A 17,581-nucleotide genomic window follows, 5' to 3' on the forward strand; every position below is an offset into this window, starting at 1 on the left:
ACATCATGTGAAGCACATGCTATAACTATTTTAATTTCTGATCAATTTCGTTTAATATCTTAGCGTCATTTTCTTGTCACTAAGAAAATCAAAATTGTAACGATTAGCATACAACGGATTGTGAGCTTCACAAAACACATTAAGTTATTGATTTAAGGCTCTTTATGTCATCACTCTCTGAATCATCTGCTATTAAAAACGAACGAGAGATAAACTCTGTTTATGTAAACTTATTTACTCATAAACAGATGCTTATTGATTATTTGTTCAGTACACTACCGGAAAATGACAACACTTCACTTACAAGCTTTACAGACAAAGAAACTTTTTTGTCCACATTGAATGATGAAGCCTTAATGAAATTCAATGACTTATCTAAAACCTACCTTGAACAGTGTTTTTTTCTTAGTCATAAATTCACAAAAAAAACGCCCAAAGCTATAAATCTTGCTAAAGACATTCACCAAACGAACATAAAGAAGTTTTCTACATGTCTATTAGTTGTTCCAGACTCGCTACTATCATCAACTAATGATGATTTTATAAGTGTCTTTCTACAAAGCTTAAATGAGCTGGCAAATAATAAAAAAATCACTATTAGTGTTTGTATATATGGGCATCTGACGACTTCACTATTAAAGCCCATTCTTATTTCTCACAATAGACACATTGCAGGTTTGGCGACCATGACATCATTAGATGACGCTCGCTACTGCTATCTTGTGGATTTTTGGTCCAATAAACACGGTGTAATTACCCAACACGAATACATTCTCACTAAAACTAAAGATAAAACACTAAAAGCAACGTCTTACGAAACGCATCAATCTCATGTCATGCCAGAAGACAAATCGGATAGCGATAGAATCTATGTCAGCAGAAGAGCTTTCAGAGAAAGCGTGAAAGCCCCAAAAGGGATGCGTGTGGCAGAGAGCAATCAAGGACTCATAGCGATGCTAGACAACCCTCGCTCTTCAACGATTATTTTCAGCTGCGATAACCAAAGCGAAGTTCAACAGATCGCGTTAGATTGCTACCGTTTAAGGTCCGCATATGGCCGTCGACTAAAGATTATTGTCAGGGAGACCCAACAATGTCTGAGATATGCAGATGAAAAGTTCTTGCTTCGCGCGGGGGCAAACTTCATTTCTCACGCGCAAATCCCCCACATGCGCTTTATGACTCAGGTTGAAGCAATTCAAGGCCAAATGCTTACACGCCCAATTCCTGAAAGTTTAGAGGCGCTCTTAAAATATGACTTTGAGTTTGGTAGCAAAGGCTACTTACAAAACCAGGATTTTAGTCAACACTGTATTGACGTCATTTCCCACTCAACACACTCAAGTGTGAACTTTGCACTTATAAAGCTGAACTTATTGCCAGGTATGACTGCAGAGGAATGTTTACGTCTTTGTCATATTCGAAGAAATGGCGACGTTGTGACAGCCTGCAACAAAGCTCTATATGTCGTGTTCAGTGCTATTCGACAAAGCGATATTGATATTGCGCTAAACAATATATTTGAGTTTCCAGTGAGAGACCTATTTCACTCGACCCACACGTTTGATACCCAATTAGATATCGAAACAGAGTTAAAATTCATCGTTCAAGATGCCGCTGTCATATCCGACGACGTTTCAGCTCTGGCGACAGAGAGGAAAATATTCCATACCGCCACTAACTCCATTACTGATGTTCCTCCTTTGTTTGCTGTGAAAAAAACCATTGAGCTCAAGGAACGTTCATGAATATTAACGATTTTTTACTGACCGTGAGTATCAGTTCAGGTATTGGCCTACTCTTAGGATACTTTCTACGTGACCTAGTAAACGCTACCCGACGCTTTTACCACAAACACTTAAAACGCTCGCGCTATTTTGAGCTAGATACATCAGCCACTAACACCAAGAAGCTTAAGTAATGACATCGCATTCTCATGACTCTACCCCCCTCACTATAGGATTGGGCTGGTGGAACATTTACTTTATCGCAAAAACAGCGCTCTATTTTCAAGGAATCATCGATTTCCATCCAATGGAAAACTTTGCGCTGTTGATCTTCATCCTGCTTCCTATCTCGATGAAAAGCCTAAATGCGGTACGTCATATCGTTGTGTTTGTCGCCGCAGCCTGGCTCTTGCATTACGATTCTTACCTACCTCCTCTAGACCGTCTTTGGGCTCAAGCGGGACAGTTAATGCAGTTTGAATTGAGTTATCTGGTCGAGCTTTTGGGACGATTTTTATCATTCCAAGCAATACTCGGGTTGCTCGCTTTGTGTGGTGCGTACTTTATTTTGAGCAAGTTCGTTAGAGTTTCAGTCTTTGTGGTTATTGCGATGGTCTATATAAGTATTCCTATGACGACTGAACCTCAGACAACAGTGGCTGCAGAAGTAGCTCAACAACAGCCGACAACCGAGGTTACTGCTAGCAAACAACCTCAAATAACGGAAATTAATGATGCCAGTCTCAACACGTTAACTGCAGATTTCTTTGCTAAAGAAGCTTCCCGACGTGTGGCATTCGATACAAACAGCGCAATGGATGCTCCTTTTGATTTGCTGTTCTTGAGTATTTGTTCGGTCGCGTGGGATGACATCGAAATTGCAGGACTGGCTGATCATCCGCTGTTCAAAGAGTTTGACATCATGTTCGACAATTTTAGCTCCGCTACGTCATACAGTGGGCCTGCTGTCATTCGTCTGTTACGAGCCAATTGTGGTCAACAGGAACACAGTCAACTGTTCCAGCCAGCACCATCAAAGCAGTGCTACTTGTTCGAAAGTTTGAAAGAGCTAGGCTTCACAGAAAATTTACTGATGAACCACAATGGTGTCTTTGATAGCTTCCTTGAATTGATCAAAAAAGACGGCGACTTACAAGCGGCTCTTATGTCTCAAGAAGACTTAACTCCTTACCAAAAATCTTTTGATGGCTCTTCGATCTTCCGCGATAAGCAAGTATTGGATAATTGGTGGCAGCAAAGACTTAACAGTAGTGACGACAAAGTCGTGGCACTCTACAACTCAATTTCACTACATGATGGCAACAGGATCATCAATGCGAATTCAAGCACATCTATTGCTAGCTACAAAATGCGCCTTGAGAATTTGCTTGATGATCTCCACGCGTTCTTTAAAACCTTAGAGTCCTCAAAACGCAACATCGTTGTCGCTTTGGTACCAGAACATGGTGGTGGAATGCGAGGAGACCGCATGCAAATTTCGGGTATGCGAGAAATTCCTGCACCGACAATCATTCATACACCGGTAGGAATTAAAATCTTCGGAGAAGGAATTCAGCGTCAGGGCGACACCGAACACGTAAGCGAGCCATCTAGCTATCTGGCATTGTCGCAGCTCGTTTCGAATATCCTGGATAAAAACATTTATCAAAGTAAGACGTTTAGCCCTTCAATATTGACAGAGAACCTACCAGAAACACGAGTTGTCGCGCAGAACTCAGGCTCTACTGTGATTGAAGTACAAGGGAAATATTATGTTTCTCTTGATGGTTCAAGTTGGATTGAATACCCCGCAAAATAGCGAGAGTAAAACCATGCAATGACAAAGGCCGGTGTTTCCGGCCTTTGTCATATAAAAAACCAATAACCTCTCAAAGGTCTCAGAACTTCAATTGTCTATTGTCTATAAATAGGTAAAAATGGATCGAATATTATGCACTTAAGGGAATAACTCATGCCAATTGATTCACTGATCACCATCGGTATTTTCGTCGTTCTTGCTGTCGTTATCTTATCTTCAGCCATTAAAACGGTTCCGCAAGGAAACAACTGGACAGTTGAACGCTTCGGACGCTACACCCACACATTAAAGCCGGGTTTAAACTTAATCATTCCATTCGTTGATAAAGTTGGTCAAAAAGTAAATATGATGGAGCGCGTTCTCGATATTCCTGCGCAAGAGGTCATTTCAAAAGATAACGCTAACGTGGTTATTGACGCTGTCGGATTTGTTCAAGTGATCGATGCTGCCAAAGCGGCTTATGAAGTCAACGATTTAGAACACGCTATTAGAAACTTGACCCTTACCAACATTCGTACCGTTTTAGGTTCAATGGAACTGGACGAAATGCTGAGCCAACGCGACATGATCAACTCTAAGCTGTTGGCGATTGTTGACCAAGCAACAAACCCTTGGGGCGTAAAAGTCACACGAATTGAGATTAAAGATGTCCAGCCACCAGCCGATCTGACCGCTGCAATGAATGCGCAAATGAAAGCCGAGCGTAATAAGCGTGCGGAAATTCTTGAAGCAGAAGGGGTTCGCCAAGCTGAGATATTAAAGGCCGAAGGTCATAAACAATCAGAGATATTAAAAGCTGAAGGCGAAAAGCAGTCTGCTATTCTCCATGCAGAAGCACGTGAGCGTGCCGCGCAAGCAGAAGCAAAAGCGACTTACATGGTTTCCGAAGCCATTGCAAAAGGTGACATGCAAGCCGTCAATTACTTCATTGCACAGGGTTATACCGAAGCGATCAAGAGCATTGGTCAAGCCGAAAATGGTAAAATCATTATGCTTCCATTAGAAGCAACCGGACTAATGGGCTCGGTTGCAGGGATAGCAGAGATGTTTAAACAGCAAGGTAAAGAATAATTTATGGATTTTTTTAGTTTGCTGGAAGGTATCTCTTTCTGGCATTGGCTAGCGTTTGGCTTTGCTCTTTTAGCAGTTGAGCTACTTGGTACCGCAGGGTATTTTCTCTGGCTCGGGGTGTCTGCACTTATCGTTGGAGCAATCATGACCGTTTTGCCAATGAGCTGGCAATTACAATGGCTTTGCTTTGCAAGCTTCAGCTTAATCACCACCTGGCTTTGGTGGCGACGACAATGGTCTAAAGACAAGCAAGAAGACCAAGAAAGAGATCTGAACCAAAAGTACAAGCAGTTAATTGGGCGTACTCTTATCCTTGAAGAAGACTTTTCCGTCGGGCTCAATCGCATCAAGGTAGCCGATACCACATGGTCCGCACAATCGGATCAAGCACTTCCAGCCGGTACCCGCGTAAGAATCACCGATGTTGAAGGTATTATTTTAATCATTGAGCCTGATTCTAATTAATTTATGCCAAAGTAATGGGGCAAATCATGCTCCATTACTTTAATCTAAACAACTGCTTTCATTTCATTACCTTAATTAAAATCGAGAAAAAAATAAGTATTAGTAATATTATTAATACCCTACCTACCATTTCCTATTATTTAATTATTCAACACACGACAATCAATAAGATAGAAATATATCTAGGTAAATTATCGATCTAAATTTATTTTAAAAAATAAAACTTTATTGAATTATTTTTTGATCTTTTTATCCTCGGATACATACTTAACGCATAAGCATTTAAGTTGAGTGCTTTTTATTTGGTAAGTAAGAGGATGTACTATGAATAAGCTTCTCTTTTTAATGTTGTGCGGTATTTTTTCTTTTTCTTCCTTTGCCTACAACAACGGAAACGGTGGTACAACTAATTTGGGACCTATAGTCGAATGTAAGATGCCAAGTGGCGACGTTACGAATATTCCAAGTGAAATGTGTCGATTTAGAGGTGGGGAATGGGAATAGTAAAGAAGTAAGAGCTTAGTTTGATATAAGAGCCCTATTCAACCTTGCCTTTCTGCGTAGTCACGGTTTATACAAGCACGTAGATATTTAAAGTTTATATTAAGGTGATTATTATGAGATTTTTATCTGGTCTATTAGTAATATCTTTTGCCATAATTCCGTTAACCACTCATGCTAATGGTGCATCCGGTGGTCGTACGTTAGGCCCAGAGATAAAGTGTGAGTTGCCAAACGGTAATGTGCATATGTTGCCACCGTTATATTGCAAAATATACGACGGCCGAGAAGTGAAATAGAAAAGGAGCCTAGCGGCTCCTTTTATTATTTCATTAAGTATTAATGGAAGCTATAAGGGATAAGAACTTGTAGACGTAAGTCTGTTTCATCCGCATCGCCAGCACCTGCGTACTCATCACGTTCTAGGATTGTACCGTGTAAGCGAATGGTAGAACCTTTAAGCGCGCCACTTTGTAGTGAGTAAGATACTGTTGCGTTAACTGCGTATTCGCTTTCGTAATCCCAGTCACCTGATGCTCCGCTTGCTGCAGAGTCAGCGCCAGTACCGTAACCAAAGCCTAGGTAGTAGTTCCAGCCGTTACCTTGGTTGTAAGATAGACGGTTGTACCATGCTAGCTCACCCGCTTTGTTCCAGTCAGATAGCGCGTCCCACCACTGAGACCAAGTACCATTGTTCATACCATATGTATGAATAGTACGAGGAACGAAGTCCGCACGGTTATCTGTGTCTGTGTAGCGCAACTCAGACATCCAAGCTAGCTTGCCGAAAGATTGGTTCAAAGACAGACCAGTGTGGAAACCTAGGCCATCGTATTTCACATCGTCATCAACACCGTAGAAATCAAATGCTAGAGTTGTACGATCGCTCACTGTGTACTTCAAATACGCTTTGTAAGATGTGTTATCAGTCTCGTTGTGGTAGCTAGTCACTTGACCTGCACCCCAGTCAACACCATTTGCATATTGAACGCCAGTTGCTTGGCCTAGGCCAAGTTGCATAAACAGGCTGTCAGTTAGGTTACCATTTAGACCTAGAGAGTGTAGGTAGCTCCATGAAGTGTCAGACCAAAGCGCTGGTGCGTAATCATCTTCGTGAAGCAGCCAAGGTGCTGTAAATTGGTCTGCGCCAAAGTAGCTTAGGTTGAAATCACCAAGTTTAGCGTTCAGTTCGAAACCACGGTAAGTACCAGGTACAAAGCTCCAAACGTTACCGATTGTACCGTTACCACCAGCCTGTAACATACCAAAACGAGCATTAAAGTTTTCGTTTGCTTTGAATTTCAGCGCTGCTTTGTAAACTTTAAGCTGCTGACCATCACCTGCACCCCAGTCTAGGTTGTTACAAGTTGAGATTTCGTTACATAGGTAGCCTTCGTTTGAATTGTAAAGACTATCGTTGTAAAGATCGCCAGAGTAGTAAGCCGCAACATCTGCGCCCACCCAACCATCGTGGTAGCCAGAAGTGAAGTCTAAAATTGCGTTGTAAGAAGAGTAGTTTAGACGACTCCAACGGTCACCATTTTCACCGCCGGGCTTACCTGTTGTACGAGTTCGTGAACGAGTATCAACTATGAATAATGCATTCAGACTTGAGTCTTGCATAAATTCGTTCACTTTCTCTACGTACTCGCCACCTGCTGCACTTTCAGTAGACGCTGTAGCTGGAGCGACAGCAACAACACCAAACATTGCTGCGGTTAACGCTGAAACCTTAAAAAATTTGTCCATGGAAAAACTCCTAAAAATGGATATAGCTGTATTTTTCTATCTCACCTTTAGTTGGCCGCCGAAGGAGAGAAGTAAATTCCTGATCAAACCTCATTATTTCTAATTTGGCTTTTTTTAGTTCCTGCATACACACCGTGTATCCACGTGATTAAGACTAACTTCGCAGCTAAAAACATCCAAATGGAACTTATTTTTTTTCTAAAAAAATATGAGCCACTCCAAAGTTCCATATAACTTATTGATCCAGATCTTATTTTTAACAACATCAACACAACACAACAAATTGTTATTTAAAATCAAACACTTAAATTGAACTTGAAAGTATCAACTTGAAGTCACTCGCAGACTAAAAAAGCCAAAAAAACCAATAACCCAAGGTTCGATCTTGATCACTGAAAAGAACAAAGGCATCAATTACTCAATAAAAAAACACTTAATTATGAACAAGAAAAAGCCCCGCATGCTTAGCATACGGGGCTTTTAGTTATTTTTTAGCTTTTTTGAGAAGACTTAATTCATCAGTTCGAGTAAGTCTTGTTCTGTTTTAATTTCGATACCCAGTTCTTGTGCCTTTGCGAGCTTCGAACCTGCATTTTCACCAGCAAACAAAATATCGGTTTTCTTAGAAACACTACCCGTCACTTTAGCCCCCAGTGCTTGGAGGGCTTCTTTGGCTTCTGTACGCCCCAGTTGAGAAAGTGTTCCCGTTAATACTACTGTTTTACCTTCTAATGGTAATTCCCCCACCTGCTCAGTAGTATTAATCTCTGGCCAATGAATTCCTTGTTCAAGCAAATCTTTAACCACCGCTTGGTTCTGTTCTTCACTAAAGAAAGTCGTAATATGTTGAGCAACCACAGCACCGATGTCTTGCACTTCAATCAACTGCTCTTCGGTAGCATTTTGGATCGCTCCCAACGTTTTAAAGTGCATTGCTAAGTTTGCTGCGGTTGCCTCGCCAACTTCACGGATCCCCAGTGAATACAAAAACCGAGGTAAAGTTGTTTCTTTGGATTTTTCTAACGCATTCACAATATTCTGCGCAGACTTTGGCCCCATGCGATCTAGTACGGTTAAAATCCCCGCTGATAACTTAAATAAGTCAGCAGGAGTTTTCACCATCTCACGATCAACAAGCTGCTCGATCACTTTATCGCCTAAACCGTCAACGTCTAACGCTTTACGAGAAACAAAGTGTTTTAGCGCTTGTTTGCGTTGGGCTTGGCAAACTAAGCCCCCCATACAACGTGTTACCGCTTCTCCTTCGATCCGCTCAACATGCGAACCACAAACAGGACACTGAGTTGGGAAAACAATATCTCGAGCTGTTTCTGGTCGACGCTCTTTGATGACAGATACGACTTGCGGAATAACATCGCCAGCACGGCGGATCACAACGTGATCACCAATCTTGACCTGCAGACGTTCTATCTCATCTGCGTTATGAAGCGTCGCATTACTTACCGTTACCCCGCCAACAAATACAGGCTCTAGCTTAGCAACAGGTGTAATCGCACCAGTGCGACCGACTTGGAACTCCACTTCATTCAGTGTCGTCATTTCTTCCTGAGCTGGAAATTTGTAGGCAATCGCCCAACGTGGAGCGCGAGCAACAAACCCCAGACGCTCTTGCACGGCAATATCGTCAATTTTAATAACGACACCATCGATCTCATAAGGGAGGGCATCACGACGCTGCAATATATCTTGGTAGTAAGCTTTTACATCCGCCAAGCTTTCAACTCGCTTAGTTTCCGGACACATTGGCAGTCCCCAAGATTTGATTTGCAAAAAGCGTTCGTAATGACTTGCTGCCAATTCTGCGCCTTGCACCACGCCTACACTGTATGCATAGAAGCTAAGCGGACGAGAAGCCGTAATACGTGAATCCAATTGTCGTAAGCTACCTGCCGCAGCGTTACGTGGATTAACAAAGATTTTCTCGCCTTTCTTCCTTGCTAATTCATTGAGCTTTTCAAACCCAACTTTCGGCATAAAGACTTCACCACGAACTTCAAGACGATTTGGCCAGTCATTACCTCTGAGTTTTAAAGGAATGGCTTTAATCGTACGCACATTCTCTGTGATGTTTTCACCCGTAGTACCATCGCCTCGAGTGGCCGCTTGAACTAACACGCCATTCTCATATAACAAACTTACGGCGAGTCCATCCAATTTAGGCTCACAACAGTATTCTTTCACACTCTGGCTGCCCACGCGCTCTTGTGCGCGCTTGTGGAAACTATCAAGTTCACTATCATCAAACGCGTTATCAAGCGAAAGCATCGGTACTTCATGTGTCACTTGGCTAAACGCAGAGAGAGGTTGTCCACCGACACGTTGGCTTGGCGAGTCTACGGTTATTAAGTCAGGGTTCTCAGCTTCAATATCCAGTAACTCTCGCATTAAACGGTCGTACTCGGCATCAGGGATCTCTGGGTTATCTTCCACGTAGTAACGCACAGCGTGGTAATGCAACGACTCTTTTAGTTCTTCTAGTCGCTGAAGTACTGATTCAGACATAGTAAAGCCCCGTGTATTTTCAATCGGTGAGGTTGGGAAATCCAAGAAAAAGGGCTCCATCCGGAGCCCTATTATTATTTGCTGTTAAGATTATGCGTTAGCGGCATTAAACTCAACTATTTGACGTCGATAAGATGCTAAACGATCTGGCGTCATTAAGTTGCGCTGGTCATCAAGTACGTTACCACCTAAGTCATCAGCAATTTGCTGTGCAGTTCGGAGCATTAAGTTGAAGTTCTGTTCAGCCTCGCCATAACAAGGCAATGTCATGAAGAATGAAATACCCTTCGTTGTAAACTCAGCAGGATCAGCATGCTCAAACGTACCAGGGTGCATCATATTAGCGACGCTAAACAGCACTTTGCCGTTACCGGACAAGTCAACATGACGATGGAAAATATCCATCTCGCCATAAATTAGACCGTTTTGTTGCATACTTTCAAATAAAGCAGTACCAACAAATGGCTCTTCACCAGCACAGTGCACATTCAATACAATCACTTGCATTTCAGGTGCTGGCTTTGGCTCTTCCTTAGGCTCTGCAACGACAGGCTCACTAACCGTTTCGACTTGCTGTTCTTTCTCCGTAATATCAAACGCGGCGGGAATAGCGTCTTCTTCCACAGCGGGCTGGAATGGCTCTTCAGCTACTGTTGCTTGAACAACAGGCTCAACGTCCTCTTCTTTATCTTTTTCTGCAACAAATGAAGGGATGTCATCCGGCTCCTGCTGCGTCTGTTTGACTTCAGATGGGCCACCGAATAACGGGTCAGATTCAAACTTGTTGTCGAAAGAATTCGCCATCCCAAAATCTGGCTCTTTGCGATCTTTGCGAATGATCTCAAAGTCATCTTCAGGAGCGGGAGCGAAGTCTCGTTCTTTCTCAACAAGATCATTTTTGTCTTCTTGGTCAACATCCAGCTTACCAAGTGGCTTGTTACCAAACTTTGCTTTGCCTTCTTTTTTACTGCTCCATAAACCATGAAACAGTAATGCCGCGATGGCTAATGCGCCAACAACAATGAGTACGAATCGCAATTCCTGCATTATTTACTCTCAATATACTTGTTTTTACTACTCGCAGTTCCTTGAGCAGCAACCCAAGTGCAATAAATCTGAATGATACGTTTACTTTACCAAAACTATATGTAGATTTAGAACAACTTAATGCAAGAAGTTCCGTTTTTTGTTGTGATTCTTGCCACGATTCCACTTAACAAGACGTCATTTGTCAGGGCATTGAAAGAAAAGTCCTCACAGGTACAATGAGTTTTCATTTACACGAAGCCAAAATAGACATGAAGCAAAACAATCAGCAGAGAACCGGGTTCGGTTATTTTCTATACGGGATACAATTGGCACTTGCCCCTAAAATCAGGCGCTTTGTCATCTTACCTCTACTTGCAAATATCTTGCTTGTAGGTGGTGCCATCTTCTATCTATTTTCAAACCTTAATATATGGATAGAAGGCTGGATTGGGCAGCTGCCTGAGTTTTTATCCTGGTTAACTTACATTCTTTGGCCTTTACTCGCTCTGACGATACTCGCTACCTTCTCCTATTTTTTCAGCACGCTCGCGAACTTTATCGCCGCGCCATTCAATGGCCTCTTGGCTGAAAAAGTGGAAGAGTACTTAACGGGACAAAAAGTAAATGATGATGGTTTCACTGCCGTCCTGAAAGATGTTCCTCGCGTTTTAGCTCGTGAGTGGAGAAAGCTCCTTTACATTTTACCTAAAGCAATAGGCCTATTCCTATTATTGCTCATCCCTGCCCTTGGACAAACAGTAGGCCCATTTTTATGGTTTATCTTTACCGCCTGGATGCTCGCGATTCAATATTGTGACTACCCGTTTGATAACCATAAAATCCCATTTAACGACATGCGTTACAAATTGAAACAAAAGCAAGGTAAGGCCTATGGCTTTGGGGTATTGGTGTCTGTGTTTACGACGATCCCAATTTTGAACCTCATTGTCATGCCTGTAGCAATATGTGGTGCAACCGCTATGTGGGTCGCGGAGTTTAAGCACCAACGATAGTCGATTAGAGATTAAGGAAAGGGATCAGCGCCAGCTTTTCCCTTTTCTTTTATCAAGTTCTGGGCCAACCTAATAAGATATAACTTTTTAATCCTTTTCCCTTTTTTTCATACCGCATATTCTTCTATCCATATTCACACAACGTGTAATGAAGGAACATCACTATGAGCAAAATCTACGAAGATAACTCTCTTACTATTGGTAATACACCTCTCGTTCGTCTAAACAAAGTAAGTAAAGGCAAAGTTCTCGCAAAAATTGAAGCGCGTAACCCTAGCTTCAGTGTTAAGTGCCGTATCGGTGCAAACATGATTTGGGAAGCAGAGAAAGCGGGCCTTCTTAAGCCAGGTGTAGAGCTTGTAGAACCTACCAGTGGTAACACTGGTGTTGCTCTAGCATTCGTAGCGGCTGCTCGCGGTTACAAGCTAACATTGACCATGCCTGAATCAATGAGCCTAGAACGCCGTAAGCTACTAAAAGCACTAGGCGCGAACCTTGAGCTGACTGAAGCGGCGAAAGGCATGAAAGGGGCGATTGCTAAAGCAGAAGAAATCGTAGCAAGCAACCCTGAGAAGTACCTACTTCTTCAACAATTTGACAACCCAGCGAACCCAGAAATCCACGAAAAGACTACGGGCCCTGAGATTTGGGAAGCGACAGACGGTGAAATCGACGTATTCGTTGCTGGTGTTGGTACGGGCGGTACTATTACAGGTACAAGCCGTTACATCAAAGGTGAAAAAGGCAAAGCCATCACTTCTGTTGCAGTTGAGCCAGCAGAGTCTCCGGTTATTGCACAAGCACTTGCTGGCGAAGAAATCCAACCTGCCCCGCACAAAATTCAAGGTATCGGTGCTGGTTTCATCCCTGGTAACCTCGATTTAGACATTATTGACCGTGTTGAGCAAGTTACCTCAGAAGAAGCGATTGAGATGGCTCGTCGCCTAATGGAAGAGGAAGGTATCCTAGCTGGTATCTCATCTGGCGCAGCGGTTGTTGCAGCGAACCGACTTGCGGAACTACCTGAATTTGAAGGAAAAACAATTGTAACTGTCTTGCCAAGTTCCGGTGAGCGTTACCTAAGTACAGCACTCTTTGCAGGTATCTTTACCGAAAAAGAGAACCAACAATAATATGTGTTCAAATCAATTTTTAGTTTAAAAAAGCCCCGTTTAGGGGCTTTTTTGTTGATCCCTGCCCTACCTTTGGTAATATCAGGGTGTTTTATTTCTAGCTTCAAAATAAAGAAGCAGAACACAAAAAGGTTTCAAAGTGATTACGCACGCAAACAGTTGCGTAGTTACCAAACTTTTGACTAGTATCAGAACTGACGCGCTTTGAACTCTTCCCGTGCTAGCGCACAAGATGTAAAGCAGTTAAGCTAAAATCTGGTCACAAACTAACAAAAAAATACATTTATTGGGGTATATCACATGTACGAGAAGCAAGTAGAAATCACAGCAGAAAACGGCCTTCACACTCGTCCAGCTGCACAGTTTGTTAAAGAAGCGAAAGCATTCGACGCAGACATCACTGTGACTTCTAACGGTAAAAGCGCTAGCGCTAAGAGCCTGTTCAAACTACAAACACTAGGCCTAGTAAAAGGTACTCAAGTTACTATTTCTGCTGAAGGCCCACAAGCTCAGCAAGCAGTTGACCACCTAGTTGCTCTAATGGACCAACTACACTAATCCGGTCTCCTACTCCAGAAGCCATTTTGTGAAAGCAAAATGGCTTCGTTGGAAATAGGCTCAAAACTAAGCTAAAACTATTCGTTAGCGCACCCATTATTCTCCCGTTTTATAAAGTTGACCAAACTTAAGGTAAGGCTATGATTTCAGGCATCCTAGCATCTCCTGGTATTGCAATCGGTAAAGCACTACTACTTCAAGAAGATGAAATTGTCCTAAACACAAACACTATTTCTGACGATCAAGTAGAAGCTGAAGTTCAGCGTTTCTTTGACGCTCGTAACAAATCTGCAGCTCAGCTAGAAACTATCAAGCAAAAAGCGCTTGAAACGTTTGGCGAAGAAAAAGAAGCGATCTTTGAAGGTCACATCATGCTTCTTGAAGACGAAGAGCTAGAAGAGGAAATCCTAGCACTTATCAAAAACGACAAGATGACTGCTGATCACGCTATCCACTCAGTGATCGAAGAGCAAGCATGTGCTCTTGAGTCTCTAGATGACGAATACTTAAAAGAGCGTGCAACTGACATCCGCGATATCGGTTCTCGTTTTGTTAAGAACGCACTAGGCATCAACATTGTTTCGCTTAGCGATATCAGCGAAGAAGTAATTCTTGTTGCTTACGACCTAACGCCATCTGAAACTGCGCAAATTAACCTAGACTACGTGCTTGGTTTTGCTTGTGATATCGGCGGTCGTACATCTCACACTTCAATCATGGCTCGCTCACTTGAGCTTCCAGCTATCGTTGGTACTAACGACATCACGAAGAAAGTTAAGAATGGCGACATGCTGATTCTTGACGCAATGAACAACAAGATTGTTGTTAACCCATCAGAAGCTGAGCTAGAAGAAGCGAAAGCGGTTAAAGCAGCATTCCTAGCTGAAAAAGAAGAGCTAGCGAAACTGAAAGACCTACACGCAGAAACGACTGACGGTCACCGTGTAGAAGTTTGCGGTAACATCGGTACAGTGAAAGACTGTGACGGTATCCTTCGTAACGGCGGTGAAGGTGTTGGTCTGTACCGTACTGAATTCCTATTTATGGACCGTACTGCGCTACCAACTGAAGAAGAACAGTACCAAGCGTACAAAGAAGTTGCGGAAGCAATGAACGGTCAAGCTGTGATCATCCGTACTATGGATATCGGCGGCGATAAAGATCTCCCATACATGGATCTTCCAAAAGAGATGAACCCATTCCTAGGTTGGCGTGCTGTACGTATCAGTCTGGATCGTCGTGAAATCCTTCGTGATCAGCTACGTGGCATCCTACGTGCTTCTGCACACGGCAAACTGCGTATCATGTTCCCAATGATCATCTCTGTCGAAGAAATCCGTGAGCTTAAGAAAGCGATCGAAGAGTACAAAGAAGAGCTACGCGCTGAAGGCCACGCGTTCGACGAAAACATCGAAATCGGTGTTATGGTTGAAACTCCTGCTGCTGCTGCGATCGCACACCACTTAGCGAAGGAAGTGTCTTTCTTCTCTATCGGTACAAACGACCTAACTCAGTACACGCTAGCGGTTGACCGTGGTAACGAGATGATTTCTCACCTATACAACCCACTATCACCAGCTGTACTTACAGTGATCAAGCAAGTTATCGACGCTTCTCACGCAGAAGGTAAATGGACTGGTATGTGTGGTGAACTTGCAGGTGACGAGCGTGCAACACTTCTACTTCTAGGTATGGGTCTGGACGAGTTCTCAATGAGCGGCATTTCAATCCCTAAAGTGAAGAAAGTAGTTCGTAACTCTAACTTCGCAGAAGTGAAAGCAATGGCTGAAGAAGCCCTTTCTCTACCAACAGCAGAAGAAATCGAAGCCGTGGTAGAAAAGTTTATTGCTGAGAAAGCTCAGTAATCGGTAGTACCAAGTAATTCAATACTTAATGGCCATTAGACGGCGAAAAAAGTCGTCTAATGAGCTATATTGGTATACTATAATTCGACAGAATAAAACCAAACCTTAGGAGCATGACACAATGGGTCTGTTTGACAAACTTAAGAAGCTTGTATCTGATGACAGCGCTGACGCTGGTGCTATCGAAATCATCGCGCCACTTTCTGGTGAGATTGTAAACATCGAAGACGTGCCAGATGTTGTTTTCGCTGAGAAAATCGTTGGTGACGGTATTGCTATCAAGCCAGCAGGCAACAAAATGGTAGCTCCTGTAAACGGTACTATCGGTAAGATCTTCGAAACTAACCATGCGTTCTCTATCGAGTCTGACGACGGTGTTGAGCTTTTCGTTCACTTCGGTATCGACACAGTTGAACTAAAAGGCGAAGGCTTCACGCGTATCGCTGAAGAAGGTCAAACTGTTAAAGCTGGCGACACTGTAATTGAATTCGATCTAGCTCTTCTAGAAGAGAAAGCGAAGTCAACGCTAACTCCAGTTGTTATCTCTAACATGGACGAAATCAAAGAGCTAAACAAGCTTTCTGGTTCTGTAACTGTTGGTGAAACTCCAGTTCTACGTGTAACTAAGTAATTTTTACTTAATCGAACACGAAAAAAACGCTGCCAATGGCAGCGTTTTTTATTATCTGACTTTTTTCTGAGCGATGGGCATCGCTGAAACCCGCTCAGCTAAGTAATCCAAGTGCCGAACTCGGCCTTTGCTTTGCCTGAGCCAATAACGCAGTTGTCGCATCTTGGAGCACTTGAGAACGCACCATTTCCGTAGATTCTCTTGCGAAGTCTGTATCTCTTATTCGACTCTTGGATTCTGTAACACTCCGATTCACAGTATTTAAGTTATCCACCGAACCATTTACACGGTTCTGAAAGCTGCCAATTTCACTTCGGTGCGAATCAACGTACTTAATTGCTGCATCAATCACCCCAACTGAAAGCTGCGCCTTACCTGCCGTCGACATATCGATGTCATCCATTGTGACTAATTGACCAGCGCTCACATCAAGCTCATCCGCTAAACTCCCATCGAGAACCACACCCTCTGGCGCCTTCATCGTAGAAGCGAAGAATTGCAGTTCGTTGTTTTCCGTTACTGAAGCATTCACTATCGATTGTTGAGCATTGATGTAAGTGGCGACCTGTTCTATACGGTCACCCAATTTGAGTCCAATGGATTCCGTTTGGGTTTGCCCTTTACTGTCTTGGTATTCGACTTTTAGGGTTTGATTATCTTTAGTGACTCGCCAATCTTTATCGACCGCATCACCAACATAATGCTGCCCTCCCATCTCTGGGATATGGCTACGCATGTTACGTAACGTCAAAGAGATTGAATTAGCGTTCGCGCCAATATGGAAACTTTGTGAACCGTAAGATCCATCAAACAGGTTTTTATCCGCAAATGTTGTCGTGATCGCGACACGATCAAGCTCATCTTGCAGCGCTACGACCTCATATTGAATACTTTGCCGATCACTTGAGTCATAACTGCCGTTTGCTGCTTGAAGCCCCAGAGAGCGTAAGCGTTGCAATATGTCACTGCTTTCGTGCAATGCTCCCTCCGCTGTTTGAGAAACAGAAAAAGCGTCGTGTGCATTTCTTAAGGCGACATCAAGCCCTCTCGCTTGTACATGGAGAGTATTCGATATCTGTAAACCTGCCGCATCATCGCTCGCCGAGTTGATTCGAAATCCCGAAGTTAGGTTGCGTTGTGAATCAACATTTTGCGCAGCTGCTTGACTCAGGTGTCTCTGCGCCACCATCGCAGAAACATTGGAATTTAAAGAGATCATCTAATCGATATGAATGCCTTATCGAACATACTGTCAGGACACATCTGAATCGTTATAGCCAATAAGCAAAAAGCCAGGGATGAGCCTGGCTTTGGTTTCTTGCTTTGTTAAATTGATTAACCTAGCAGACTTAGCGCTGAGTTTGGCGCTTGTTTCGCTTGCGCTAGAATTGAGCTTGACGCTTGCGATAGAATTTGTGATTTGGTCATTGCCGTCGTTTCTTTCGCGAAATCTGTATCTTTGATACGGCTCTTCGACGCATTCACGTTCTCGTTAAT

General features: G+C 43.0%; 16 protein-coding genes. 11 read left to right on the forward strand and 5 right to left on the reverse strand.

What is annotated here, in order from left to right:
* Positions 1 to 164: 164 nt before the first annotated feature.
* The 6 genes from bcsE (at position 165) to R7R24_RS15890 (ending at position 5,882) form a co-directional block, all read left to right on the forward strand.
* Entirely contained in the window at positions 165 to 1,748 is a 1,584-nt protein-coding gene (gene bcsE, locus R7R24_RS15865) for a cellulose biosynthesis protein BcsE (RefSeq protein ID WP_054578028.1), read from the forward strand.
* Positions 1,745 to 1,921 (forward strand): hypothetical protein, encoded by a 177-nt coding sequence (locus R7R24_RS15870; protein ID WP_191116321.1) that lies wholly within the window; start codon positions 1,745 to 1,747, stop codon positions 1,919 to 1,921. The genes bcsE and R7R24_RS15870 overlap by 4 nt, the downstream gene beginning before the upstream one ends.
* A complete protein-coding gene (gene bcsG, locus R7R24_RS15875) occupies positions 1,921 to 3,546 on the forward strand; it encodes a cellulose biosynthesis protein BcsG (protein WP_054578029.1) in 1,626 nt (541 codons plus the stop codon). The genes R7R24_RS15870 and bcsG overlap by 1 nt, the downstream gene beginning before the upstream one ends.
* A 153-nt stretch (positions 3,547 to 3,699) precedes the next feature.
* Positions 3,700 to 4,617 (forward strand): SPFH domain-containing protein, encoded by a 918-nt coding sequence (locus tag R7R24_RS15880; RefSeq protein ID WP_047102903.1) that lies wholly within the window; start codon positions 3,700 to 3,702, stop codon positions 4,615 to 4,617.
* Between the two features lie 3 nt (positions 4,618 to 4,620).
* A complete protein-coding gene (locus R7R24_RS15885) occupies positions 4,621 to 5,082 on the forward strand; it encodes an NfeD family protein (protein WP_047102904.1) in 462 nt (153 codons plus the stop codon).
* Positions 5,083 to 5,699: 617 nt separating this feature from the next.
* On the forward strand, positions 5,700 to 5,882 hold the full coding sequence (locus R7R24_RS15890; RefSeq protein WP_021707681.1) for a hypothetical protein: 183 nt from the start codon (positions 5,700 to 5,702) through the stop codon (positions 5,880 to 5,882).
* 40 nt (positions 5,883 to 5,922) lie between these two features.
* Here the strand turns inward: R7R24_RS15890 and R7R24_RS15895 are convergent, their stop codons facing one another.
* The 3 genes from R7R24_RS15895 to zipA form a co-directional block, all read right to left on the reverse strand.
* A complete protein-coding gene (locus R7R24_RS15895; RefSeq protein WP_005382055.1) occupies positions 5,923 to 7,332 on the reverse strand; it encodes a hypothetical protein in 1,410 nt (469 codons plus the stop codon).
* A 510-nt stretch (positions 7,333 to 7,842) separates the two neighbouring features.
* Positions 7,843 to 9,855 (reverse strand): NAD-dependent DNA ligase LigA, encoded by a 2,013-nt coding sequence (ligA, locus tag R7R24_RS15900; RefSeq protein ID WP_017634827.1) that lies wholly within the window; start codon positions 9,853 to 9,855, stop codon positions 7,843 to 7,845.
* A gap of 90 nt (positions 9,856 to 9,945) precedes the next feature.
* A complete protein-coding gene (gene zipA, locus R7R24_RS15905) occupies positions 9,946 to 10,902 on the reverse strand; it encodes a cell division protein ZipA (RefSeq protein WP_017634828.1) in 957 nt (318 codons plus the stop codon).
* A 251-nt stretch (positions 10,903 to 11,153) separates the two neighbouring features.
* On the opposite strand from zipA, the gene cysZ reads away from it, so the two are divergent.
* The 5 genes from cysZ (at position 11,154) to crr (ending at position 16,084) form a co-directional block, all read left to right on the forward strand.
* Entirely contained in the window at positions 11,154 to 11,897 is a 744-nt protein-coding gene (cysZ, locus tag R7R24_RS15910; protein ID WP_025998633.1) for a sulfate transporter CysZ, read from the forward strand.
* A gap of 164 nt (positions 11,898 to 12,061) precedes the next feature.
* Positions 12,062 to 13,030: a cysteine synthase A gene (gene cysK, locus R7R24_RS15915; RefSeq protein WP_005382045.1), complete on the forward strand. Its 969-nt coding sequence runs from the start codon at positions 12,062 to 12,064 to the stop codon at positions 13,028 to 13,030.
* 300 nt (positions 13,031 to 13,330) lie between these two features.
* The gene (locus tag R7R24_RS15920) at positions 13,331 to 13,588 is read left to right on the forward strand and encodes an HPr family phosphocarrier protein (RefSeq protein ID WP_005382043.1); all 258 of its coding nucleotides are present in this window, start codon (positions 13,331 to 13,333) and stop codon (positions 13,586 to 13,588) included.
* A 140-nt stretch (positions 13,589 to 13,728) separates the two neighbouring features.
* Positions 13,729 to 15,453 (forward strand): phosphoenolpyruvate-protein phosphotransferase PtsI, encoded by a 1,725-nt coding sequence (ptsI, locus tag R7R24_RS15925; protein ID WP_017634829.1) that lies wholly within the window; start codon positions 13,729 to 13,731, stop codon positions 15,451 to 15,453.
* 121 nt (positions 15,454 to 15,574) lie between these two features.
* On the forward strand, positions 15,575 to 16,084 hold the full coding sequence (gene crr / locus R7R24_RS15930) for a PTS glucose transporter subunit IIA (protein ID WP_005382041.1): 510 nt from the start codon (positions 15,575 to 15,577) through the stop codon (positions 16,082 to 16,084).
* 94 nt (positions 16,085 to 16,178) lie between these two features.
* Here the strand turns inward: crr and R7R24_RS15935 are convergent, their stop codons facing one another.
* Both R7R24_RS15935 and R7R24_RS15940 read right to left on the reverse strand, forming a co-directional pair.
* Positions 16,179 to 17,303, reverse strand: coding sequence for a flagellin (locus R7R24_RS15935; protein WP_054579493.1), 1,125 nt, complete (start codon positions 17,301 to 17,303; stop codon positions 16,179 to 16,181).
* 116 nt (positions 17,304 to 17,419) lie between these two features.
* Positions 17,420 to 17,581 (reverse strand): flagellin (locus tag R7R24_RS15940; RefSeq protein ID WP_254845721.1); only part of this gene is annotated, 162 nt, incomplete at its 5' end.

The organism is Vibrio sp. 704 (genome assembly GCF_033339295.1).